This window comes from Achromobacter sp. F4_2707, assembly GCF_047501535.1.
In the GTDB taxonomy this organism is placed as follows: Bacteria; Pseudomonadota; Gammaproteobacteria; order Burkholderiales; family Burkholderiaceae_B; genus Yanghanlia.
The window spans coordinates 73,779-98,810 of record NZ_JAZDRJ010000007.1 but is presented as its reverse complement, the minus strand read 5'-3'; the positions used below and the strand labels follow the sequence as shown (position 1 = coordinate 98,810).

Below are 25,032 nucleotides of genomic sequence, written 5' to 3'. Positions count from 1 at the left end.
GGCCATTTTTCAGGCAGGAAGATTTCAGGAAAGAAAAGGCTGTAGAAGCTCAGCCAAAAAGATTCACTTGGCGGTCCAATAAATAATCACATTGCTGCAGCATGTCTTCAAGCCAGTTGGTCGCACGCAAGAGTGTTGATTGATGATCCGGATACAAACCGGAAGAGCGACGGTGGTTTTTCAGCTCCCGCGCTGCTTTCTGCGCTGCCGCCCGTAAAGCGGCTTCGGGGCTGTCGTAGCGGTTACGTGGCGACAGCCGCAAAGGCGTCTCGCGACGAATACCCCCAAGAACCACTTCACAGGCCTGGATATAAAGATCGGGCACGACTTCCAGCACCCACAATGTGATAGAAACAGTGCCGCCGGCGCAACGTTGTTCGAACGCTTGGCGATGAGCGACCGCTCGGTCATACAAACCGTTATCCAAAGGAACCGGCCAGCGGTCAAGAGAGAGACTGAGTTGGCGCGCCATGTTGCCCCACTGCCCGGCCTGGCCGCCATCAAAGCCCCGGGCCCCTGAAAATCAAAAGAAAACCGCCCGCGACTTCCGGCAAGTATGCCGGGAGCCGCGGGCGGTGCAGAGCCTTACCTGTTAGCAGGAACGTTGCGTTCGGTTTCACCCGTGTAAAGCTGACGCGGGCGGCCGATCTTGTAGTTAGGATCGGACAGCATTTCGTTCCACTGAGCGATCCAGCCCACTGTGCGCGCCAGCGCGAAGATGGCGGTAAACAGCGAGGTAGGAATGCCGATGGCGCGTTGAACGATGCCGGAGTAGAAGTCCACATTCGGGTACAGCTTGCGCTCTACGAAGTACGGATCTTCCAGGGCGATGCGCTCAAGTTCCATGGCCAGCTTGAACAGCGGGTCGTTCTCAAGGCCCAGGGCTCCCAGCACTTCTTTGCAGGTTTCCTGCATCAGCTTGGCGCGGGGGTCATAGTTCTTGTAGACGCGGTGGCCAAAGCCCATCAGGCGTACGCCCGAGCTCTTGTCCTTGACCTTTTCCATGAACTCGCCCACGTATTCCAAGCCGCCGTTAGCCTGAATTTCTTCAAGCATGGTCAAGCAAGCTTCGTTGGCGCCGCCATGAGCCGGGCCCCACAAGCAGCCTACGCCCGCAGCAATGGCCGCGAACGGGTTGGTGCCAGACGAACCGCACAGACGTACGGTAGAAGTCGAGGCGTTCTGCTCGTGATCGGCATGCAGAATGAAGATGCGGTCGAGTGCACGCTCAACCACTTCGTTCACCACGTAATCTTCGCACGGTGTCGCGAACATCATGCGCAGGAAATTGCCGGTGTAGGAGAGATCGTTGCGTGGGTAGACAAAGGGCTCGCCCTTGGAATACTTGTACGCCATAGCCACCAGAGTGGGCATTTTGGAGATCAGGCGGATAGCCGACACATGGCGATGATGCGGGTTGGTGATGTCCGTCGAGTCATGATAGAAGGCGGACATGGCGCCGATCAAACCCGTCAGGACGGCCATGGGGTGAGCATCGCGACGGAAACCACGCAGGAAATACTGCATCTGCTCATGCACCATGGTGTGGTGCGTGATCAGACCATCGAACTCCGTCTTCTGTTCGGCATTAGGCAGTTCGCCGTTCAGAATGAGGTAGCAGACGTCAAGGAAATCGCAGTTAACCGCAAGCTGGTCAATGGGATAACCGCGGTACAACAGCTGACCTTTGTCGCCATCAATGTAGGTAATGCCGGATTCGCACGATGCCGTGGCCATGAAGCCCGGATCGTAAGTGAACATATTGGTTTCGCCGTAAAGCTTGCGGATATCAATAACATCCGGGCCTACGGTCCCCTGGTAAACGGGGAATTCGACGGAAGGAGTGCCGTCGGAGAACGACAGCGTTGCCTTTTTGTCAGACAGTTGCATCACAGTTTCCTCTAGATATTTATAGCTTTTGCATGACGGCGACCAAGCGGCGGATATCGGGCGTGTCGTACACGCCCGATGGCTCGTGGCGGCCAAGCAATACATCAAGCAGATCGTTGTCGCTCATCTCAAACATGAGAGTGAGCGCAGCAACGTCCGCATCCGTCAACTCAGCTTCGTACTGATCCAGAAATCGCGTGATGATCAGGTCGTTTTCCAGCAATCCGCGGCGCGCCCGCCAACGCAAGCGCCTACGGTCCAGGTCTGACAACTTTCTCATCAGAGATCCAAAAAATAATTGAGCTAACGAGTTAGATGGTGCGACGCACCAACATTTCCTTGATTTTGCCGATGGCCGCTGAAGGGTTGAGGCCCTTCGGACAGACGTCGGCACAGTTCATGATGGTGTGGCACCGGAAGAGGCGGTAAGGGTCTTCCAGATTGTCGAGCCGCTCGCCCGTTGCTTCGTCGCGGGAATCGGCGATGAAGCGGTAGGCTTGCAGCAAACCGGCAGGCCCCACGAATTTATCGGGGTTCCACCAGAAAGAGGGACATGCCGTCGAACAGCAGGCGCACAGAATACATTCGTACAGACCATCGAGGTGGGCACGCGCCTCGGGCGACTGCAGGCGCTCGCGCTCGGGCGGCGGCTGGTCGTTGATGAGGTACGGCTTGATCGAATGGTACTGATTGAAGAAGTGCGTCATATCGACGATGAGGTCGCGCACGACGGGCAAGCCCGGCAACGGACGCAGCACAACCGGCTCAGTAAGCTCATTCATGTTGGTCGTACAAGCCAGGCGGTTCTTGCCATTAACGTTCATGGCGTCGGAACCACACACACCTTCGCGACACGAGCGTCGGATCGAAAGGCTGTCATCGACATCATTTTTGATGCGAACGATGGCGTCCAGCAGCATTTTGTCGGTGGGCTCCAGCTCGACCTCGAGCTTTTGCATGTACGGGCGCTCGTCCTTGTCCGGATCGTAGCGATAGATTTCAAACTTGACAGTGCGTTTTTGAGTCATCTCGTTTCCTGCTTAGAACGTGCGCGCCATGGGCGGGAAGCTTTCCACAGTCAGGGGCTTCATGGTGACCGGCTTGTACTCAAGACGGCTGCCCTCAGAGAACCACATGGTGTGGCGCAGCCAGTTCTCGTCGTCACGTTCGGGGTGATCGCTCAGGGCATGAGCACCACGGCTTTCCGTGCGGTTAGCGGCCGATTTGGTGGTAGCGCGCGCTACTTCAATCATGTTGGCCAGCTCCAGCGCTTCAACACGGGCGGTATTGAAGACCTTGGACTTGTCCTTGAAGTAGATATTCTCGACTTCAGGCACCAGGCTTTCGATGACTTCCACACCCTTTTGCAGTAAGTCGAGCGTGCGGAAAACGCCGCAGTGATGCTGCATGGCGACACGAATCTTGTTGCCGACATCCTGAGCTTTTTCGCCGGATGTGCGCGATTCGAGGCGGTTGACGCGATCGAGAGAGAAGTCGATAGCCGATTCTGGAATCGGCTGGTGCGAGTGTTCCCTTTCAGGATGCGAATCAACAATGTGATTACCGGCCGAACGACCAAAGACAATGAGGTCGAGTAGCGAGTTTGTACCCAGACGGTTGGCGCCGTGCACCGAGGTGGCTGCACATTCGCCAATGGCGTACAAACCGTTGACCACCCGAGATTCGCCATTTTCCCAGGTCATGACCTGGCCGTAGATGTTGGTAGGAATACCGCCCATCTGGTAGTGAATGGTAGGCACCACCGGGATCGGGTCTTTGATGGGATCCACGTTACCGAACTTAATGGCGATTTCGCGAATGGAGGGCAGGCGCTTCTGAATGGTTTCCGCACCCAGGTGGTCGAGCTTCAGCACCACATAGCTGCCATCGCCACAACCGCGGCCTTCTTTGATTTCTTGGTCCATGGAGCGAGAAACAAAGTCGCGCGGCGCGAGGTCTTTCAGGGTGGGCGCGTAGCGCTCCATGAAGCGTTCGCCATCCTTATTAAGCAGGATGCCGCCTTCGCCCCGCACACCTTCGGTAATCAACACGCCTGCACCGGCGACACCCGTGGGGTGGAACTGCCAGAATTCGAGGTCTTGCAGCGGGATGCCTGCGCGCGCAGCCATACCCATGCCGTCGCCGGTGTTGATGAAGGCGTTGGTGGAGGCTGCCCAGATACGGCCGGCACCGCCTGTAGCCAGGACGACCTTCTTACCTTCGAGGATGTAGATTTCGCCGGTTTCCATTTCGAGAGCGGTCACGCCCAGCACGTCGCCTGCCTCGTTGCGCAGCAGGTCGAGCGCCATCCATTCAACAAAGAACTGGGTGCGTGCGGCTACGTTGCGCTGGTAAAGCGTGTGCAACATGGCGTGGCCGGTACGGTCGGCTGCTGCACAGGCGCGCTGCACAGGCTTCTCACCGAAGTTGGCGGTATGGCCGCCGAAGGGACGCTGATAAATGGTGCCGTCGGGGTTACGGTCGAACGGCATGCCGAAGTGCTCAAGCTCGTAAACGGCGTTGGGCGCTTCACGGCACATGAATTCGATCGCGTCTTGGTCGCCGAGCCAGTCGGAACCCTTGACGGTATCGTACATGTGCCAGTACCAATCGTCTTCGCTCATATTGCCCAGCGAAGCGCTAACGCCACCTTGAGCGGCGACAGTGTGTGAACGGGTCGGGAAGACCTTGGAGAGGACTGCCACCGACAAGCCGGCTTCAGCCAGTTGCAGGGAACAGCGCATGCCGGCACCACCGGCTCCTACGACCACCACATCGAAGCGGCGGCGTGGTAAAGATTTTTTGACAGCAGCCACGGCTTACAGACTCCAGAGAATTTTTGCAAAAAAGGCGACAGTGCCCAATAGCCAGAGCAGAGTCAGCACTTGAAGGAACAGACGCAAACCGTCTGCACGGACGTAGTCCATCCAGATATCGCGAACACCGACCCAGGCATGCCAGATGACTGACAGGAAGGCGACGGTTGCGAGCATCTGCCCGACGGGCAAGCCCAGACAGGTGAAAGCAAACAGATTACGCCAGTTTTCGTAGTTCAGTTCGCCCATGAACAGGAAACCGACAAGCAACACAACGGTGTATACCGCCATGATGACGCCTGTGACGCGTTGGGCGATGAAGTCCATAGTGCCGTAATGGGCACCGACGACACGCCGCTTATAGCCATAACCTTGCTGATCCATTACCACACCCCGAACAGTTTGAGACCAAGGACAACGGTGAGCGCGAGACTGATCACCAGTACGGCTGCTGCGGTCTTCTGCGCGGTATGCTTGTCGTTACCCATGTGGAGATCAAGGGTCAGATAGCGGATGCCGGCACAGAAGTGATGCAAATAGCCCCAGATGATGGCCAGCAGCACCAGCTTGAATAGCGGGTTGGAGGTCCATTGCGTCAGACTCGCGAAAGTCTCCGGCGACGTCACGCTGCGCCCGAAGAGGGGCACGATGACCAAAGGAAGACAGAGGAACAGGAGCGCGCCGCTGACGCGGTGAAGAATCGACGTCTTGCCCGCAAGGGGCAGACGGTAGCTCAGGATCTGCGGCACAGTGACGTTGCGGTACTGTGGTCGCTTCTTTGAAGCTGTTTCGGACATAATGGCCTCGAAGTGATTGCTGAAATTCAATTTATTGCAAAGCGCAACTGGCATTTTCGCCGATTTGTCCCGCAGGTATCAAATCGGGTGGAAAGTTGCGTTAATTCAAGCTGTTTCTGTAATGGAACCTTTCTGTCAGGTATGCCCCCCTTCGCAATTCCATGGGCCTGTCACCATACGTAAACGACACCCTTTCAACCTGCAGCAGCGGGTGCCCTACCGCGACTTCGAGTAGTTCCGCCTGCTGACTATCTGCTGCAACGGCTTTGATCTTCTCTTCAGCACGCACCATGCTCACCCCGTATTCAGATTCGAACAAGGCATAGAGCGGGCTGCGATTGCTCGCGAGCAGATCTGCCGTCAGGCCTTTGAAAGAAGCGCCGGGCAGCCAGATATCGTCGAGAATAGTGGGTGAATCATTGAAAGACAGCACTCGCCGCAAGTTGAGCACACTGTCGCCGCTACGCAAATCAAGTGCGGCAGCGACATCGGCGGGTGCCCGCAGGCGGCGGCAATCGAGAATCCGGCTGCCCGACGCAGAAGGCTCAGCGTCGTCCGGCGTGAGGCGCAAAAAACGAAAGCGCACTTTTGCTTCGCTATGCGTGGCGACAAACGTACCCTTGCCCTGGCGCCTGAGCAGCAGATTTTCTGCCGCCAGTTCATCAATGGCTTTACGCACCGTGCCCTGACTCACCTGGAAGCGCGCAGCGAGCTCGAGTTCGCTGGGGATCGCTTCACCCGGTTTCCATTCGCCACGGTCAAGCCCTTGTAGCAGCAGGGCTTTGATCTGCTGATACAAGGGGCTGAATGCCGCGCTTCCACCAACACGCTCAGTATCGGTATTGCGTTCGACGATGGGTTGATCGGACATGTGTGAGTACGTAAGGACCAGAGCATGCCGGGCTCGCGCAAGCGGCCGTTTGATGACGCGCTCAGACCCTGAAAAGTTGAATCTGAATAACCGCAGAATTGTCGCATGCCTGACAACTTCTGTCTAATAATCCTCTATCTTATATAAGATATAAGAGCATTGACGCGGTCTGCGCAATTCGCTACTCTAAGCCGTTTTCCTCCGGGCGTTGTCATGCCCGGCGCTGGCCGCCCTTCACGGCAGACCTTTTATTCCGCCGCGCAAGATTTCCAGGCCGACAAAGCGCCACGCGCCCTTGTCAAAAGTTTTACACTGTGGCGCACTGGAACTCTTTTTTACCCCTACCATCTATCGGAGATTTGTTCATGTCCAAACCCGCCATGCGCGTCGCCGTCACCGGCGCCGCCGGCCAGATCGGCTACGCCTTGCTGTTTCGCATCGCCTCCGGCGAAATGCTTGGCAAAGATCAGCCCGTCATCCTGCAGCTGCTCGAAATTCCGGACGAAAAGGCTCAGAAGGCACTGCAAGGCGTGATGATGGAGCTGGATGATTGCGCTTTCCCTCTGCTGCAGGGAATGACCGCACACAGCGATCCGCGTGAAGCATTCAAGGACGCCGACGTCGCCCTGCTGGTGGGCGCCCGTCCGCGCGGCCCCGGCATGGAACGCAAGGATCTTCTGCAAGTCAACGCCCAGATCTTCACCGCCCAGGGCCGCGCCCTGAATGAAGTCGCCAGCCGCGATGTCAAGGTTCTGGTGGTGGGCAACCCTGCCAATACCAACGCCTACATCGCCATGAAGTCGGCACCTGATCTGCCTGCGAAGAACTTCACCGCTATGCTGCGCCTGGACCACAACCGCGCTCTGTCGCAGTTGTCGGCCAAGTCCGGCAAGCCGGTGGCCGATATTGAGAAGCTGATTGTGTGGGGCAACCACTCGCCCACCATGTACCCGGATATCCGCTTCGCGACCGTTGGGGGCGAGAGCCTGGCGCAGTTGATCAATGACGACGCCTGGAACCGCGATACTTTCATTCCTACCGTGGGCAAACGTGGCGCGGCGATTATTGACGCGCGCGGCCTGTCGTCTGCTGCTTCTGCTGCGAATGCTGCAATCGACCATGTACGCGACTGGGTACTGGGCTCGAATGGCAAGTGGGTCACCATGGGTATTCCGTCTGACGGCTCCTATGGTATTCCTGAGGGCATCATCTATGGTTTCCCGGTGACCACCGAAAACGGTGAATATACGATGGTGCGTGATCTGGAGATCGACGAGTTCTCGCGTGAGCGCATGGATTTCACGCTGAATGAACTGTTGGAAGAGCGTGATGGCGTGAAGGATCTGCTGAAGTAAGCTTCGGATCGTCTATTTGCTTTTTGGAAAGCGCGTCAACTTTGGTTGGCGCGCTTTTTTTGTGGGTGGCTGGAGTGGGTGGATTGTTGGCGCGAGGTGAGTCTTTGGTGCGCGGCTTGGTCTTTTACTCGCAGCGTGGTTGAGCCCCTGAAGAAATGTGCCCCTCACCGGCCCTTCGGGCTGCCCTCACCTCCGGCGCTGGACAGAGCGGCCGCTGAACTCGCCCGATAGCAGTCCCCCAGACTGCTATCGGGCTCAAACAGCAGCGGCCTTTTCCTCTGTCCATCACCTGCGGCTCGGCGGCTCAGAGGCGAATTTCTTCAGGGGCTCAACCACACCTGGGGTGGTGATCATGCCGAGGTTTTTTGGGATGCTGGGACCAGACTTGGGGTGATGGGACAGGACTGGGGTGCCGAGATTAGACTCAGGGGCCGGGGTGATGGTGAATAGATTTTGTGGGGCTTGGGGTGCCTGTTATGGGATGGGGAGACTGAAGAGTGTGGGAGAAAGAAGTAAGGGCGCCAAAGAGAGGCTGAATTTTTCAGCCCCCCCTCATAGTCCTAGCTTTTTCATTTTGCGCCAGAGTGTGGTGCGGCTCACGCCAAGTATGTGTGCGGCCTCGTCTCGATTTCCTCGCGCCTGCTCTAGTGCGGTCAAGATATGCCGCCGCTCGACTGCTTGGAGATCCATTTCTACGGGTAAGGTGTTGGGCTGCTCGTCTAGACGCTCCGGCTCGATGGGGTCGATAACGTATCGGCCTTCTACCAGGGAGTGTGCCCCGCCCTCGGCGGCTCGCCCGGAGAAAAGTTCTGGTGCGATTTCACGGAGTTCCTCTTGAGTCATGGGGCTAAGCTCGGCACGGGGTTCGCGAAAGACCATGATGCGTTCGATGAGGTTTTCCAGTTCTCGGATATTCCCGGGCCACGTGTAGTGTTGCCCAGCCTGGGCTACGGCCTCAACTAGTGATTCATCCGCCAGCTTTGGTTCGTTCAGGCTCAGAGCGATTTTTTCGGCCAGATGCCTGACCAGTAGTGGAAGGTCGCCGTGGCGTTCACGAAGGGGTGGCAGATGCAGGCCGAGGATGTTCAGCCTGTAGTAGAGGTCTTGGCGGAACAGGCCTTTGCGAACTTGTTCAGCGAGGTCGCGGTGTGTGGCTGCAATGACGCGTAAATCGACTGGGGTGGGAACGGTGGCGCCAATACGCAGGACTTCGCGTTCCTGCAAGACTCGCAGCAGGCGAGTTTGCAGGGATAGCGGCATTTCGCCGATTTCATCCAGGAAAATCGTACCGGTATGGGCGGCTTCAAACAGCCCCATTTTGCCGCCTCTGCTGGAACCGGTAAACGCCCCTTCCACATAACCGAAGAGCTCGCTTTCGAGCAGAGATTCGGGAAAGGCGGCGCAGTTGATGGCTACAAAGGGCTGGGCCCGGCGTTCGCTGGCGTTATGAATGCCTTGTGCAAGCAATTCTTTACCGGTGCCGCTTTCACCCACCACCAACACGGTGGCGGCACTTTGCGCACAGCGCTGGGCCCGGCGTTTGGCGCGCTGCAAGGCCTGGCTTTCTCCCACCAAACTCGCCAAACTGTATTTGGCGTGGTGCTGAGCGGGGCGCTGGCGCGTGCGTAAAGAACGGTCCAAGCGCTGAATGACCACGGGGTCTTGGCACACCAATACAGCACCGGTGCGGCGCCCTTGTTCCAGAATAGGCAGGCGTGTTACGACCGAGGTTCGCCCGCCCACCTGCTGCACCTTTTCGACTTCCGCTTTGCCGGTGCGCAGCGTGTGCGCCAAGCTGAGCTCACCCTGCACTGCGCTCAGGCGCCGACCCAGCAGTTGTTCCGCCGGCAGGCCGATAAATGCCTCCATCGCTGGGTTCACCGCTTCGATGGTTTCGTCCTGCCCCACCGCCACGACACCGTCTTTCAGTTGCCCCAATATGATGTTGAGCTTTTCGCGGCGGGCGGTTTCCTGGCGTGCGACTCGCGCAATATCAATGGCTGCACTCATTGCTTCGCGCACCGCCCCTTGTGAGTACAGCAGCAAACCCTCCAGCCCTCTGGCGCGCGCCAGATCTACGACCAACCCTGGCGCAACGATGGTGTTCACACCCATGCCGGCCAAGGTATCCACACACTCCTGCGCTTCGGCCTCGTTCGCATAGGAGCGGACCTCCAATTGCAAAGAGAAGCGCTCATTGAAAAGCAGGAGTTCGGGCGGCGGCGCGCCATACGTCACCAGCGCAATTCGACGCGAGCGGGCGGCGGCACCCGCCAGACTTTGCATCAGGTCGAAGCCATCGGGTTTGATGAGCACAACAGGGATATCCAGCCGCTCGCGCAGAAACTGGCCGTTCGAACCCGCCGCGACGACCGCATCAACCCCGTTGGCCGCCCTCAGTTCGGTAATGCCGCGCACCGCATCATCGTAGATTTTGTCCAGTACCGCGACTTCGGCCACCCCGGCGTATGCGGGGGCCGCGGCTTCCAGAAGATTACGCAGGCCGTGAAAGCCTACGGCAGCGATGTTAAGACGACCGGATGAACGAGCGGGAAAGGAGCTCATGGAAAAGGCCTTGATTTGATATAAGTGCGTTTCATAACTGAAACAAACTGCGATCAGCCATGAAACATAACATGAAACACCGCGTGTCGGGCAGGCTTGCCATACGCACCTCATAAACCTCCTTCAGCCTCTACTATCCCCCACGAGCGTACGGCGTTCATCCGACAGGCTCGCAGAACTTGCTGAATATTTTCTCGCCAGAATAAGTTGGCACGATTCGTGCTTAATCTCTATTATCAATACAACCGCACTGGCGTCTTGCTTATCAGACGCCCTGTTTAAAGAGGACCCGTCGTGACCCAGAACTTAATCACATCCGCCGGCGCACGTTTCCGCCAGGCTCTTAAAGAAGAACAACCCTTGCAGATCATTGGCGCCATCAATGCCAACCACGCATTGCTGGCCAAACGCGCCGGCTACCGCGCCATTTATCTGTCCGGCGGCGGCGTAGCGGCAGGCTCACTAGGCCTGCCTGATCTGGGCATCAATACATTGGATGACGTGCTGACCGATGTACGGCGCATTACCGATGTCTGCGATGTGCCGCTCATTGTTGATATTGACACCGGCTTCGGGCCGTCCGCCTTCAATATTGCCCGCACCATCCAGAGCCTGACCAAGTTCGGCGCTGCCGGCTGCCATATTGAAGATCAGGTCGGCGCCAAGCGCTGCGGCCATCGCCCCGGCAAGGAAATCGTGAGCACCCAGGAAATGGCCGACCGCGTCAAGGCTGCCGCAGATGCCCGTACTGATGACCAGTTCTACCTGATTGCCCGCACCGACGCCATCGCCGTTGAGGGGGTGGACGCCGCCATTGACCGCGCTAACGCCTGCGTGGAAGCCGGCGCCGACGCCATCTTCGCTGAAGCCGCCTACGACCTGGATACCTTCCAGCGCTTCAGCCAAGCTGTTTCCGTACCTGTACTGGCGAATATCACTGAGTTCGGCCAGACCCCGCTATTCAGCGTTTCCGAACTCGGCAACGCCGGAGTCGGCATGGTACTGTATCCGCTGTCTGCCTTCCGTGCCATGAACCGTGCTGCGGAAACTGTCTACCAAGCTATTCGCCGCGACGGCCACCAGCGCAATGTCGTTGACATGATGCAAACGCGTGAAGAGCTCTACGACCGCATCGGCTACCACGAGTACGAAGCCCGGCTGGACGCACTATTCCAGCAAAGCAAAACGAAGTAAGTATTCATCACAAGACCCTCAAGGGGCTTGCCGCCCCTTCTGCACATTGAAAATAGGAGCGAGGAATGACAACGGAAACCTCCACAGAAACCAAACCCAAGGGCAAGAAATCGGTCGCGCTGTCCGGCGTCGTCGCCGGTAACACCGCGCTATGCACGGTCGGCCGTTCCGGCAACGACTTGCACTACCGCGGCTACGACATTCTGGATATCGCCGACACCTGCGAATTCGAAGAAGTCGCACACTTGCTGATCCACGGCAAATTCCCCAACCGTGCCGAACTCACCGCCTACAAAGAGAAACTGCGCCGCCTGCGCGGCCTGCCCATCCAGCTGCAAGCTGCACTGGAAGCCCTGCCGCCCGCCAGCCACCCTATGGACGTCATGCGCACCGCCGTATCCGTTCTGGGCTGCTTGCTGCCTGAGAAAGACGACCACAACATCCCGGACGCGCGCGACATCGCCGACCGCCTGATGGCCTGCCTCGGCCCGGCTCTGCTGTACTGGTATCACTTCAGCCACAATGGCCGCATGATTGACGTGGAAACTGACGACGACTCCATCGGCGGCAACTTCCTGCGCTTGCTGCATGGCGATGAGCCTAGCGATGAGTGGGTCAAGGCCATGCATGTATCGCTGATTCTGTACGCCGAGCACGAATTCAACGCCTCCACCTTCACCAGCCGTGTGATCGCGGGCACCGGTTCCGACATGTATTCGGCGGTAGCCGGAGCTATTGGTGCGCTGCGCGGCCCCAAGCATGGCGGCGCCAACGAAGTCGCATTCGAAGTGCAGAAGCGCTACGAGACTCCCGACGAGGCCGAGGCCGACATCCGTCGTCGCGTCGAGAACAAGGAAGTCATCATTGGCTTTGGCCACCCTGTTTACACCGTTTCCGACCCACGTAACAAAGTCATCAAGGAAGTCGCCCGCCAACTGTCCGTCAGCGCCGGCAACACCAAGATGTACGACATCGCCGAGCGCCTGGAAACTGTTATGTGGGACGCCAAGAAAATGTTCCCGAACCTGGACTGGTTCTCCGCCGTTTCCTACCACATGATGGGCGTGCCTACCGCCATGTTCACACCGCTGTTCGTCATCGCGCGAACCGCCGGCTGGGCTGCGCACATCATTGAGCAGCGCATCGACAACAAAATCATCCGCCCCACCGCCAACTACATCGGGCCGGAAGACCAAAAATTCGTCCCCATCGACGAGCGCTGATCATTTCCTTACAGACCCCTTAAATGGGGTCTGTCCCCATTTTTAGAAAGCTGAAACATGAATACCGCCTACCGTAAACCTTTGCCGGGCACTGGGCTGGATTACTTCGATGCGCGCGCGGCGGTCGATGCAATCAAACCCGGCGCTTACGACACCCTGCCCTATACCTCGCGTGTACACGCTGAGAACCTGGTACGCCGCTGCGACCCAGAGATTCTGACTGCGTCTTTGACTCAGTTGATCGAGCGCCGCCGCGATCTTGACTTCCCCTGGTATCCTGCCCGTGTGGTGTGTCACGACATTCTCGGCCAAACCGCTCTGGTCGATTTGGCCGGTTTGCGCGACGCCATTGCCGCGAAGGGTGGCGACCCATCGCTGGTCAACCCCGTCGTACCGACGCAGCTCATTGTCGACCACTCGCTGGCTGTGGAGCATGCGGGTTTCGAGAAGGATGCATTCGAGAAAAACCGCGCGATTGAAGACCGCCGCAACGACGACCGTTTCCACTTCATCAACTGGACGAAGCTGGCTTTCAAGAACGTTGATGTCATTCCTCCAGGCAATGGCATCATGCACCAGATCAATCTGGAACGCATGTCGCCTGTGATCCACGCCACCGACGGCGTGGCCTTCCCCGACACCTTGGTTGGGACGGACAGTCACACGCCGCACGTGGATGCGCTGGGCGTAATCGCCATCGGCGTGGGCGGCTTGGAAGCGGAAAGCGTCATGCTGGGCCGCGCATCGTGGATGCGCCTGCCGAATATCGTGGGCGTTGAACTGACCGGCGAACTGGCTCCTGGGACGACGGCCACCGACCTGGTGCTGGCCCTGACGGAATTCCTGCGCAACGCCAAAGTCGTATCCAGCTACCTGGAATTCTTCGGCGACGGTGTGCCCAGCCTCACTCTGGGCGACCGGGCAACCATTTCCAATATGACACCCGAGTATGGCGCCACCGCCGCCATGTTCTATATCGACCAGCAAACCATCGACTATCTGCGCCTGACCGGCCGCGACGAAGAGCAGGTTCGCTTGGTTGAAACCTATGCCAAGGAAGCTGGCTTGTGGGCCGATAGCCTGGCGACCGCGCAATACGAGCGCGTGCTGCGCTTTGACCTTTCCACCGTGGTACGCAATATTGCCGGCCCTTCTAACCCGCACCGCCGCGTAGCCACCACCGAGCTGGCCGACCACGGAATCACAGGCAAAGTGGAAGATGAGCCGGGCCTGATGCCGGATGGCGCCGTCATCATCGCCGCCATTACAAGCTGTACCAATACCAGCAACCCGCGCAACGTGATTGCTGCGGGCCTGATTGCCCGCAACGCCAACCAGCGCGGCCTGGTACGTAAGCCCTGGGTCAAGACCTCGCTGGCGCCCGGCTCCAAAGCCGTGCAGCTGTACTTGGAAGAAGCCAACCTGCTGCCAGAGCTTGAAAAACTGGGCTTTGGTATTGTCGGCTTCGCCTGCACAACATGTAACGGCATGAGCGGTGCGCTTGACCCCAAGATCCAGCAAGAAATCATAGACCGCGACCTCTATGCCACGGCAGTGTTGTCGGGCAACCGTAACTTCGACGGCCGAATCCACCCCTACGCCAAGCAGGCTTTCCTGGCATCGCCGCCGCTGGTGGTGGCTTACGCCATTGCAGGCACTATCCGCTTCGATATCGAAAAAGATGTGTTGGGCCACGATTCCGAAGGCAACCCTGTTACGTTGAAAGACATCTGGCCTTCCGACGAAGAAATCGACGCCCTGGTGGCATCCAGCGTCAAGCCGGAACACTTCCGCCAGGTTTACGAGCCCATGTTCGCCTCCAGCACAGCGCCGGGCGTGAAAATTTCGCCGCTCTACAACTGGCGCCCGCAAAGCACGTATATTCGTCGCCCCCCTTATTGGGAAGGCGCACTGGCAGGCGAACGCAGCCTCAAAGGCATGCGCCCGCTTGCAGTGCTGGGTGACAACATCACCACTGACCACCTCTCGCCGTCCAACGCCATCCTTCCCGATAGCGCCGCCGGCGAGTATCTGGCAAAAATGGGCTTGCCGGAAGAAGACTTCAACTCCTACGCCACGCACCGCGGCGACCACCTGACCGCGCAGCGAGCCACCTTCGCCAACCCCAAGCTCATCAACGAGATGGCCGTGGTCGACGGCGAGGTCAAGCAGGGCTCGCTCACCCGTCTGGAACCCGAAGGCAAAGTCATGCGCATGTGGGAAGCGATTGAAACCTACATGGAACGCGACCAGCCGCTAATCATCGTCGCTGGGGCGGATTACGGCCAGGGTTCTTCGCGCGACTGGGCCGCCAAGGGCGTGCGGCTGGCCGGCGTGCAAGCCATTGTCGCCGAAGGGTTTGAGCGAATTCACCGCACAAACCTGGTGGGCATGGGCGTATTGCCGCTGGAATTCCAAGGCGGCACGACTCGCAAGACGCTAGGCCTGGACGGCACGGAAACCTATGACGTTATCGGCGAACGCGAGCCCCGCGCCACGCTGACCTTAGTGATCCACCGCCGCAATGGTGAGCGGGTGGAAGTGCCCGTCACCTGCCGCCTGGATACCGCCGAGGAGGTGTCGATCTACGAGGCGGGCGGCGTGCTGCAGCGCTTCGCCCAGGATTTCCTCGAAGCCAACGCATAAGCGCAAGGGGGAAGCCAGCAATACGCCGCTTCCCCCAAACGCCTGAAAAGGAAACAATATGACTTTTGCACCTCAGGTGAAAATTCCCGCCATTTATATGCGTGGCGGCACAAGTAAAGGGGTCTTTTTCAACCTGCAAGACCTGCCCGCTTCGGCCCAGACGCCCGGCCCGGCCCGCGATGCCCTGCTGATGCGCGTGATCGGCAGCCCAGACCCTTACGGCAAACATACCGATGGCATGGGCGGCGCAACCTCCAGCACCAGCAAAGTGGTGATTCTCTCGCCCAGCACGCGCCCGGGCCACGATGTCGATTACCTCTTCGGCCAGGTTTCCATTGATCAGCCCTTTATCGACTGGAGCGGAAACTGCGGCAACCTATCGGCAGCGGTCGGCCCCTGCGCCATTCAAATGGGCTTGATTGACGCCGCGAAGCTGCCGGCTGACGGCCACGCCACCGTTACCATCTGGCAAGCCAATATCGGCAAGAGCATTGTCAACAAAGTCCCCATGACGGGAGGCTCCGTTCAGGAAACGGGCGATTTCGAGCTGGATGGCGTGACATTCCCGGCTGCCGAAATCGAGGTTGCGTTTGTCGACCCAGCAGCAGACGATGAAGACGGCGGCGCACTGTTCCCCACCGGCCAGGTGGTGGACGAGCTCGACGTGCCCGGCGTGGGCATCTTCAAGGCCACCATGATTAACGCCGGCATCCCCACGGTGTTTTTGGAAGCGGCCGCTCTAGGCTACAAGGGCACAGAATTGCAAGACGACATCAACGGCGACCCGAAAGCGCTGGCCATGTTCGAAACGGTACGTGCGCATGCCTCACTGCGTATGGGCTTAATTTCCAATCTCGAGGAAGCCGCTCAGCGCCAGCACACGCCCAAGATCGCATTCGTCGCCCCGCCAGCCGAGTACACGGCGTCCAGCGGGAAAACCGTTAGCAGCCAAGAAATTGACCTGCTGGTGCGGGCATTGTCCATGGGCAAGCTGCACCATGCCATGATGGGAACGGCGGCTGTGGCAATTGGCGCCGCGGCGGCCATTCCCGGCACCCTGGTCAACCAGGCAGCCGGTGGCGGCGACCTCAAGGCCGTGCGCTTCGGTCACCCATCCGGCACATTGCGGGTAGGCGCCGAAGCCCATCAGCAAGACGGCCAATGGTCCATCACCAAAGCCGTCATGAGCCGCAGTGCCCGTGTGTTGATGGAAGGTTGGGTAAGGGTTCCTGCAGACGCGTTCTAAGCGCTGATCTTGCCCCCCGGGCCGTTTACCCTTGTGGAAAAGGCCCGGCACTTGCTGCCCCACCCATGGGGTGGCAAGCCTGCCAACACAGCGCGCCGCCCTTCTTATTTAATTAAAGGAGGCAGTCATGGCGCAAACAGAACATCCGCAGTGGGACCAAGTCATGGTCGATATCGCGGATTACGTCCTTCACACCCCGATTGATTCCGAGCTAGCCTACGAAACGGCCCGCTACTGCCTGTTCGACACCCTGGGCTGCGGGCTGGCCGCACTCGACTTTCCCGCCTGCACCAAGCTGCTTGGCCCTATCGTGCCGGGCACCACTGTGCCGAATGGGGCGCGCGTGCCCGGCACCGACTACCAGCTTGACCCTGTCAAAGCCGCTTTCGACATCGGCGCGACGGTACGCTGGCTGGACTTCAACGACACTTGGCTGGCCGCTGAATGGGGCCACCCTTCGGACAATCTGGGCGGCATACTGGCTGTTACCGACTGGCTGTCGCGCCAGGCAGGTGAGCACGGGCGACCCGGCCCCCTGATGCGCGAAGTCCTCACCGCGATGATTCAGGCCCACGAGATACAAGGTTGTCTGGCCCTGGAGAACGCCTTCAACCGCGTCGGGCTGGATCACGTCATACTGGTGAAAATCGCTTCGACTGCTGTCGTTTCACGCTTGCTGGGGCTGGATCGCAGCCAGCTGCTCAATGCACTGTCGCTGGCCTGGGTCGATGGCCAGAGCCTGCGCACCTACCGCCATGCGCCCGATACCGGCAGCCGCAAAAGCTGGGCAGCGGGCGACGCCACCAGCCGTGCGGTGCAATTCGCCCTCATGGCTTCCAAGGGGGAAATGGGATACCCCCGGGCGCTGACCGCGCCAACCTGGGGTTTCTATGATGTGCATTTTCGCGGGCAACGGCTGCGCTTCCAACGTCCCTACGGCAGTTACGTTATGGAGAATATTCTGTTCAAAATATCGTGGCCTGCTGAATTTCACGCTCAAACTGCGGTCGAGTGCGCGATGGCTATCCACGACCAGTTGCGCGACATGGGTCGCAGCGCAGCCGACATTGCGCGCATCACTTTGCGCACCCACGAAGCCTGCCTGCGCATCATTGACAAGCAAGGGCCGCTAACTAACCCCGCCGATCGCGACCACTGCGTTCAGTACATGGTGGCCGTGCCCCTGCTATTCGGCCGCCTCACTGCCGAAGATTACGAAGACGACGTTGCCGCCGACCCGCGCATTGACGCCCTGCGCGCCCGCATCACCTGCGTGGAGGATGCCACCTTCACCGCCGATTACCTTGACCCCGAAAAGCGTTCCATAGCCAATGCGCTCAGCGTAGAACTGCACGACGGGACCCGGTTGCCGGAAGTCGTGTGCGAGTACCCCCTGGGCCACCGGCGGCGCCGCGCTGAAGGCCTGCCCTTGCTGGAGGCCAAGTTCCGCAACCATTTGGCTCGCCGTTTTAATGAATCCCAGCAAGAACGCATACTGCAGGCTTGCGCAGACCCCGCCCGCCTGGACAACATGCCGGTGCGCGAATATATGGATCTGTACACTACGCTGCCAACCCCTTGAGCGCAGGCATCAGCAGCGCCTGACCAAGGCTGCCGAGCAGCGCCAGGGGTGGCAGCCGCCCAAGCTTATGTTTTAATTGCGCATCATGGAATCCTTAATCCCTTATATCCTCTCTTTTTCGTTCACGATTCTCGTGGCCTGCATCATGGCGTTTCTGGCGTCCGGCCTGTTCCTGTACCTGAACATACGCCGCATTAACCAAGTCATGCGCCACCCGTATCTCAACAAATACCGCTGGGAGCAACTGCCAGCCACCATGAAACTCACCATTACCCTCGACTACTTTCTGCGCCTGACTTTCCCCCGCGCTAAGTGGTGGGTGTTTGGCGAGGCCAACAAGCTGTTGGCGGAGGTCGAGCCCACCGAAATCTCCATGCGCTTGCGCTGGCCGGTTGTCGGTTTCTGGGGCGGTGTTTTCATTGGCATCGTCGCCATGCTGGTTTTGTGGGCGATGCTGCTGCTCGCCGCATAAGCAGGCACTACAAGGAATCATCATGAGCCGTGACATCAAGCACAACCCTGCCGAAAAGCGTTTCCAGTGGCTGGAAGACGGCCAACTATGCGTGCTGGATTATGAACTGCACGATGGCGTAATGGTCGTCACGCACACAGGCGTTCCGGCCGCCGTAGGTGGGCGGGGCATTGCCGCCGATCTGGCCAAAGCTGCTATGGAAGCCGCGCGGGAGCAGGGCTGGAAAGTCCGCCCACTGTGCTCCTACGTGGAAGCCTGGATGCGCCGCCAAAAAGGCCAGTACGACGACCTGCTGGCCGCCTGAATATCCCGCTAAAAATGCTTTTCAGGCCCATGCTGGGCCGAGCATTTAAAGTGTGTCTTTTGAGTCTTATATAAGATATAAGACGTTTGCCTAGAGTGGGGGTTTGCCCGTACAATCTAGGCAACCTTTCTATAAACTTCGCACATAGGACAAGCACATGCTGGAACAATATCGTGAACACGTTGCCGAACGCGCCGCGTTGGGCATCCCACCCCTGCCGCTGTCCCCCCAGCAGACTGCTGACGTCATCGAATTGCTGAAGAACCCGCCTGCCGGCGAAGAGCAATTCCTGGTCGACCTCATCACCCACCGCGTTCCCGCCGGCGTGGACGAAGCAGCCATGGTCAAGGCTTCCTACCTGGCTGCACTGGCGCTGGGCAAGGAAACCTGTGCGCTGATCGACGCTCGCCGTGCCACAGAACTGCTGGGCACCATGCTGGGCGGCTACAACATCAGCGCCCTCATTGAATTGCTGGACAACCCCGAGTTGGGTCCCGTAGCCGCCGAAGGCCTCAAACACACTTTGCTGATGTTTGACGCTTTCCACGACGTCAAGGAAAAAGCTGACGCCGGCAACGCCAATGCGCAGGCCGTTCTGCAAAGCTGGGCTGACGCCGAATGGTTTACTTCGCGCCCCGAGCTGCCCGAAAGCCTCACCATCACCGTTTTCAAGGTGCCTGGCGAAACCAACACGGACGATCTCTCGCCCGCTCCCGACGCCACCACCCGCCCCGATATCCCGCTGCACGCGCTGGCCATGCTCAAGAACAAGCGTGAAGGCGCTGCGTTCGAGCCTGAGGAAGACGGCAAGCGCGGCCCGGTCGCGTTTATCGAATCACTGAAGGAAAAAGGCCATCTGGTCGCCTATGTTGGCGACGTGGTCGGCACGGGTTCCAGCCGTAAGTCGGCCACCAACTCGGTGCTGTGGTTCACCGGCCAAGACATCCCCTACGTGCCGAACAAGCGTTTCGGCGGCGTTTGCCTGGGCGGCAAAATCGCCCCCATTTTCTACAACACCATGGAAGACGCGGGCGCTCTGCCCATCGAACTGGACGTCTCCCAAATGGAAATGGGCGATGTGATTGAACTGCGCCCGTACGAAGGCAAGGCGCTCAAGAACGGTGAAGTCATTGCCGAATTCACAGTGAAGTCGGAAGTCCTGTTCGACGAAGTCCGCGCCGGCGGCCGGATTCCGCTCATTATTGGTCGTGGCCTGACGGCCAAGGCACGCGAAGCACTGGGCCTGCCCCCTTCCACCCTGTTCCGTCTGCCCAAGAACCCGGAAGACTCCGGCAAGGGCTTCACCCTGGCACAGAAAATGGTCGGCCGCGCCTGCGGTCTGCCGGAAGGCCAAGGCGTGCGCCCCGGCACCTACTGCGAACCACGCATGACTTCCGTAGGCAGCCAGGACACCACCGGCCCCATGACCCGCGACGAGCTCAAAGACCTCGCTTGCCTGGGCTTCTCGGCCGATCTGGTGATGCAGTCCTTCTGCCACACTGCCGCCTACCCCAAGCCTGTTGACGTTAAAACCCACCACACCCTGCCTGATTTCATCAGCACCCGTGGCGGTATCTCACTGCGTCCAGGCGACGGCGTGATTCACAGCTGGCTGAACCGCATGCTGCTGCCTGACACCGTCGGTACCGGTGGCGACTCGCATACCCGCTTCCCCATTGGTATCAGCTTCCCCGCAGGTTCCGGCCTGGTGGCTTTTGCCGCCGCCACAGGCGTCATGCCGCTGGACATGCCCGAATCTGTGCTGGTGCGTTTCAAAGGCGAGTTGCAACCCGGCGTTACCCTGCGCGACCTGGTCAATGCCATTCCCTACTACGCTATCAAGAAGGGCCTGCTGACTGTCGCCAAGCAAGGCAAAAAGAACGTCTTCTCCGGCCGCATTCTGGAAATCGAAGGTCTGCCCGATCTCAAGGTCGAACAGGCATTCGAATTGTCCGACGCTTCGGCAGAACGCTCGGCAGCCGGTTGCACTGTGCGGCTGAACAAAGAGCCCATTATTGAGTACATCAACAGCAACATCGTGATGCTCAAGTGGATGATTGCCAACGGCTACGAAGACGAACGCTCGCTGGCACGCCGTATTAAGGCTATGGAAGCCTGGCTGGCTGACCCGCAACTGCTCGAACCCGATGCTGACGCCGAATACGCGGAAATCATCGAGATCGACATGAACGAAATCATCGAACCCATCGTTGCTTGCCCCAACGACCCTGACGACGTCAAGACCCTGTCTGATGTCGCCGGTGCGAAAATCGACGAAGTGTTCATCGGTAGCTGCATGACCAACATCGGTCACTTCCGAGCCGCCTCCAAGCTGCTGGAAGGCAAGCGTGACATCCCCACCAAGCTGTGGGTGGCCCCGCCCACCAAGATGGACGCTCAGCAACTGACCGAAGAAGGTCACTACGGCGTGTTCGGAACAGCAGGCGCCCGCACGGAAATGCCCGGCTGCTCGCTGTGCATGGGTAACCAGGCGCAGGTTCGTGAAGGCGCAACGGTGATGTCCACCAGCACACGCAACTTCCCCAACCGTCTGGGTAAGAACACCAACGTGTATCTGGGCTCGGCTGAACTGGCTGCCATTTGCTCGCGTCTGGGTCGCATTCCGACTCGCGAGGAATACATGGCCGATATGGGTGTCATCAACGAAAGCGGCGATGAAATCTACCAGTACCTGAACTTCGATCAGATCGAAGAGTACAAGGAAATTGCCGATTCCGTCGGTGTGTAAGTACGGAGTACGAACCGGCGCCTGATTCGCCGGTTACGGACGCCACCAAGCCCCGGTTTAACGACCGGGGCTTTTTTTATGTCTATACCGCACACTTTTAGGACGCCCATTACCTGGAAGGTGTCAGCTCCAATTTAAATAGACAGGCAGGTTAAACTAGAGGATAAGGGCCGATTTCCGGCCTGCATAAGGTATGAGGTTTCAGTTTCAGGTATGTCCGACACCCCCTCCATCCGCCTGACGCGCGACGCCAAGCGCCTGATCACGATTGGCCAGGCGCTTGCGCGCTCCGGCAGCCGTCTAGAAGACATTTACTGGGAAGATCAGCTCACCGCGCTCATCACAAAAATTCTTGGAGGCAGAAAAAACAAAACGCTGGAAAGTGTTTTGGACTTCCAGGCCAATAGCGCCAACAGTGATCTCAGCGTTTATGAAATTCTGGTAGAACATGCGGAAACCTGCTCGGAATCCGTGTCCATCAGCCACCAAGGCACCGATTACGACGTACTGATGGTGTCCGCCCCCATTGTGGCCTGGACCCGCTATCGTCTGCCTGCGGGGCAGTTGACTGCTGCTCAGCAACAAGGCCTGCAAGAAGCCCTGAGCAGCCTCATCGCAGCCGAAGGCGCGCGGGTTGTCATGTTGCCCGGCCTGGTCACGTTCGACCAAATGCCCCAAAGCTTCCAGGAAACCCGCCTGTGGACACAGCGACTCGGCGCTCTCGCAGTGGGCAGTGCAAGCGACACCGTGCCCGTACGCGACCCGGTCGATACCGAAGGTATGTTGGCCGACGCGCGCTTCGCTGTCGCGGCCATTGCCGTACCACGCGGCCAGCCAGTGTTCCGCTGGCAGACACCTGACACCCCTGCACTAGAACTACGCGAACAGGCCGGCCTAGCCTGGGCGGAACGAATCAACACCCTGCTTGGAACGCTGTTTACGGGCTGTCAGATCGAAGTCATTTTGCCCGACGCCTACTACACCACGAATCGCGAGGCCGATCGCCGCATCCGCCCCATGGCGCTGCGGGCTGCCGTCACCTGGCTGCAAACAGCGGCCAATCTGCCCGGCAGCGATCTGCGAGCCGCCATCGTCGCCTGCGGCGAAATGGGTGTAGAAGAATTCCGCATTGGTTTCACGCCGCGTACCAGTCACGATGTCATTTACGGCTGCGTTTGGCCGGTTCTGAGCAAAGAAGAAGCCATGATCGACGCCGTAGAAAGCACACACGTCGATGTGCCCGAATCGCTGGCAGCCTTACTTAAGGAACTTGGTGTAGCCGAAGTTCGCCGTCTGCCGGGCATCCATGCCCCAGAATACTGCGAAGACTGCGGCGCCCCGTTCTTCCCCAACTTCCTGGGCGAAATGATGCACCCCGAGCTGCCGGAAGAAACCGATATGGAGCCGGTGCACTTCCATTGATGCTGCAGCCAGGCACACCTTTCATGTCGCCATCGTTCGATATTTTCTGCAAAGTCGTTGACAACTACGGCGACATTGGGGTGTGCTGGCGCCTGGCGCGCAGGCTGGCAGCGCGCCCCGGCAGCGCCGCTATCCGCCTGTGGGTCGACGACCTGGCCAGCTTCGCACGCATCGCGCCTGAAATCCGGCCCGATGTCGCTGTGCAAACTGTTGCAGACGTCACCATTGTGCGCTGGAATGAAGGCGAGGCGCCCACGGCAGCCGTACAGCCAGCCGACATCGTGATAGAAGCCTTTGCCTGTTCACCACCAGAGCATTACATCCAGAACATGTCAGCCCGCCAGCTCTGGATCAATCTTGAATATCTCAGCGCCGAAGATTGGGTGGAATCCTGCCACGGGTTGCCCTCTTTGCAGCCCAACGGCTTACGCAAATTCTTTTTCTTCCCCGGTTTCACGCCGGCCACCGGCGGCCTGATACGCGAACCAGATCTACTGACGCGGCGCGACGCCTTTCAGGCCGACCCACAAGCCCGCCTGACATTGTTAGCAGAACTCGGCGTACAGCCCGAGTGGTTGGAACGTTTAGCAGCGGGCGGCGCAGCGCTGGTCTACGTGTTTTGTTACCCGCAAGCCCCCTTACCTGCCCTGTTGGAGGCATTAGGCCGCCAAGATCGTGACGCATTGGTGTTAATGCCAAAAGGTGTCTGGTCGCATAGCGCGTCTAGCGCTGATTGCGGCGCCCGTCAGGTCGCGATTCATCGCCACGATTTTGTCGATCAAAGCCACTTTGACCAACTGCTTTGGAGCAGTGACCTGAATATCGTGCGCGGTGAAGATTCGCTGGTGCGCGCCATTTGGGCAGGCCGCGCCATGATGTGGCAGCCTTATATCCAGGAAGACGGCGCCCACCTGGAAAAACTCGACGCATGGCTGGCCCGCACTCCTTACTCCACGCCTATTCAGCAAGCCATGCGCGCCTGGAACGACAATAGCGATTTGCAAGCTGTCACCCAAGCTTTGCAACCCCTTCTAGCACCGGCTTCCTTGAAAGAATGGAGCATGCAGAGCCTTGACTGGAGCTCAAAACTCGCCCGGTCAGACGACCTCGTCGATCACCTGCTTCACTTCTACGCAAACAACCACCAAACACGTTAAAATGTGTGGTTTTTCAAGTCCTTGCTCCGGCTTTTGAAGTCGCATATTTCTGACGGAGCAGTCAAACCCGGAGTCACCGAAGTTTATGAAAACCGCACAGGAATTGCGCGTAGGCAACGTCGTCATGGTCGGCAGCGACCCACTGGTTGTTCAAAAGAACGAATACAACAAGTCGGGCCGTAACGCGGCAGTCAGCAAGCTGAAATTTAAAAACCTGCTTACGGGTTCGGCCAGCGAATCCGTCTACAAGGCAGATGAAAAATTCGAAGTCGTGCTGTTGGATCGCAAGGAATGCACCTATTCCTACTTTGCCGACCCTATGTACGTCTTCATGGATGAAGAATACAACCAGTACGAAGTCGAGTCCGACAACATGGGCGACGCCCTGAACTATCTGGAAGAAGGCATGGCTGTAGAAGTAGTTTTCTACGACGACCGCGCCATTTCCGTCGAGCTGCCCAACACGGTGATCCGTGAGATCGACTACACTGAACCCGCAGTTAAGGGTGATACCTCCGGCAAAGTTCTGAAGCCCGCCAAATTGGCCAGCGGCTTTGAAGTCGCTGTACCCCTGTTCTGCAACATTGGCGACAAAATCGAAATCGACACGCGCACAGGCGAATACCGTAGCCGCGCTTCCTGAGCACACATACCACTCAGGTTTTAGCAATAGAAAAGCAGCCTGCTGGCTGCTTCACACCCCAAAAGTTGGATACCCAACATTGGGGTGTTTTTTTATGGTT

Annotated in this window: 21 protein-coding genes; 12 read left to right on the top strand and 9 right to left on the bottom strand. The window is 58.6% G+C overall.

All coding sequences use genetic code 11. The features are described from left to right. Positions 1-49 precede the first annotated feature (49 nt). The 8 genes from VRY85_RS08585 to VRY85_RS08550 form a co-directional block, all read right to left on the bottom strand. On the bottom strand, positions 50-472 hold the full coding sequence (locus VRY85_RS08585; RefSeq protein WP_414598172.1) for a hypothetical protein: 423 nt from the start codon (positions 470-472) through the stop codon (positions 50-52). A gap of 113 nt (positions 473-585) precedes the next feature. Further along, positions 586-1,890, bottom strand: coding sequence for a citrate synthase (locus tag VRY85_RS08580; protein ID WP_414598171.1), 1,305 nt, complete (start codon positions 1,888-1,890; stop codon positions 586-588). Positions 1,891-1,909: 19 nt separating this feature from the next. Beyond that, the gene (locus tag VRY85_RS08575; RefSeq protein ID WP_414598170.1) at positions 1,910-2,170 is read right to left on the bottom strand and encodes a succinate dehydrogenase assembly factor 2; all 261 of its coding nucleotides are present in this window, start codon (positions 2,168-2,170) and stop codon (positions 1,910-1,912) included. Between the two features lie 31 nt (positions 2,171-2,201). Further along, on the bottom strand, positions 2,202-2,918 hold the full coding sequence (locus VRY85_RS08570) for a succinate dehydrogenase iron-sulfur subunit (protein ID WP_414598169.1): 717 nt from the start codon (positions 2,916-2,918) through the stop codon (positions 2,202-2,204). A 12-nt stretch (positions 2,919-2,930) separates the two neighbouring features. After that, positions 2,931-4,706 carry a succinate dehydrogenase flavoprotein subunit gene (gene sdhA / locus VRY85_RS08565; RefSeq protein WP_414598168.1) on the bottom strand — a complete coding sequence of 592 codons (1,776 nt, stop codon included), beginning with the start codon at positions 4,704-4,706 and terminating at the stop codon, positions 2,931-2,933. A 3-nt stretch (positions 4,707-4,709) separates the two neighbouring features. Further along, positions 4,710-5,090, bottom strand: a complete 381-nt coding sequence (sdhD, locus tag VRY85_RS08560; RefSeq protein ID WP_414598167.1) for a succinate dehydrogenase, hydrophobic membrane anchor protein — start codon at positions 5,088-5,090, stop codon at positions 4,710-4,712. Next, on the bottom strand, positions 5,090-5,503 hold the full coding sequence (gene sdhC, locus VRY85_RS08555) for a succinate dehydrogenase, cytochrome b556 subunit (protein ID WP_414598166.1): 414 nt from the start codon (positions 5,501-5,503) through the stop codon (positions 5,090-5,092). The genes sdhD and sdhC overlap by 1 nt, the downstream gene beginning before the upstream one ends. Before the next feature lie 100 nt (positions 5,504-5,603). After that, on the bottom strand, positions 5,604-6,374 hold the full coding sequence (locus VRY85_RS08550; RefSeq protein WP_414598165.1) for a GntR family transcriptional regulator: 771 nt from the start codon (positions 6,372-6,374) through the stop codon (positions 5,604-5,606). Between the two features lie 365 nt (positions 6,375-6,739). On the opposite strand from VRY85_RS08550, the gene VRY85_RS08545 reads away from it, so the two are divergent. After that, on the top strand, positions 6,740-7,729 hold the full coding sequence (locus VRY85_RS08545; protein ID WP_414598164.1) for a malate dehydrogenase: 990 nt from the start codon (positions 6,740-6,742) through the stop codon (positions 7,727-7,729). 552 nt (positions 7,730-8,281) lie between these two features. Here the strand turns inward: VRY85_RS08545 and prpR are convergent. Beyond that, positions 8,282-10,294, bottom strand: coding sequence for a propionate catabolism operon regulatory protein PrpR (gene prpR, locus VRY85_RS08540; protein WP_414598163.1), 2,013 nt, complete (start codon positions 10,292-10,294; stop codon positions 8,282-8,284). A 294-nt stretch (positions 10,295-10,588) separates the two neighbouring features. Here prpR and prpB point away from each other — a divergent pair, with 294 nt between their 5' ends. The 11 genes from prpB (at position 10,589) to efp (ending at position 24,932) form a co-directional block, all read left to right on the top strand. Next, on the top strand, positions 10,589-11,488 hold the full coding sequence (gene prpB / locus VRY85_RS08535) for a methylisocitrate lyase (RefSeq protein ID WP_414598162.1): 900 nt from the start codon (positions 10,589-10,591) through the stop codon (positions 11,486-11,488). A gap of 65 nt (positions 11,489-11,553) precedes the next feature. Then, complete coding sequence (gene prpC / locus VRY85_RS08530) at positions 11,554-12,711, top strand: 2-methylcitrate synthase (protein ID WP_414598161.1); 1,158 nt, start codon at positions 11,554-11,556, stop codon at positions 12,709-12,711. Between the two features lie 57 nt (positions 12,712-12,768). Continuing rightward, positions 12,769-15,357, top strand: coding sequence for a Fe/S-dependent 2-methylisocitrate dehydratase AcnD (gene acnD, locus VRY85_RS08525; protein WP_414598160.1), 2,589 nt, complete (start codon positions 12,769-12,771; stop codon positions 15,355-15,357). Positions 15,358-15,415: 58 nt separating this feature from the next. After that, positions 15,416-16,603 (top strand): 2-methylaconitate cis-trans isomerase PrpF, encoded by a 1,188-nt coding sequence (gene prpF, locus VRY85_RS08520; protein ID WP_414598159.1) that lies wholly within the window; start codon positions 15,416-15,418, stop codon positions 16,601-16,603. A 127-nt stretch (positions 16,604-16,730) separates the two neighbouring features. After that, complete coding sequence (locus VRY85_RS08515; protein WP_414598158.1) at positions 16,731-18,185, top strand: bifunctional 2-methylcitrate dehydratase/aconitate hydratase; 1,455 nt, start codon at positions 16,731-16,733, stop codon at positions 18,183-18,185. Between the two features lie 85 nt (positions 18,186-18,270). Next, a complete protein-coding gene (locus VRY85_RS08510) occupies positions 18,271-18,657 on the top strand; it encodes a hypothetical protein (RefSeq protein ID WP_414598157.1) in 387 nt (128 codons plus the stop codon). Between the two features lie 22 nt (positions 18,658-18,679). Further along, positions 18,680-18,961 (top strand): GNAT family N-acetyltransferase, encoded by a 282-nt coding sequence (locus VRY85_RS08505; protein WP_414598156.1) that lies wholly within the window; start codon positions 18,680-18,682, stop codon positions 18,959-18,961. A 157-nt stretch (positions 18,962-19,118) separates the two neighbouring features. Further along, a complete protein-coding gene (gene acnB, locus VRY85_RS08500) occupies positions 19,119-21,710 on the top strand; it encodes a bifunctional aconitate hydratase 2/2-methylisocitrate dehydratase (RefSeq protein WP_414598155.1) in 2,592 nt (863 codons plus the stop codon). Between the two features lie 213 nt (positions 21,711-21,923). Beyond that, positions 21,924-23,132, top strand: coding sequence for a DUF2863 family protein (locus VRY85_RS08495; RefSeq protein ID WP_414598154.1), 1,209 nt, complete (start codon positions 21,924-21,926; stop codon positions 23,130-23,132). Between the two features lie 23 nt (positions 23,133-23,155). Then, entirely contained in the window at positions 23,156-24,289 is a 1,134-nt protein-coding gene (earP, locus tag VRY85_RS08490; RefSeq protein WP_414598153.1) for an elongation factor P maturation arginine rhamnosyltransferase EarP, read from the top strand. 85 nt (positions 24,290-24,374) lie between these two features. Then, the gene (gene efp, locus VRY85_RS08485; RefSeq protein WP_414598152.1) at positions 24,375-24,932 is read left to right on the top strand and encodes an elongation factor P; all 558 of its coding nucleotides are present in this window, start codon (positions 24,375-24,377) and stop codon (positions 24,930-24,932) included. Positions 24,933-25,032: the final 100 nt, after the last annotated feature.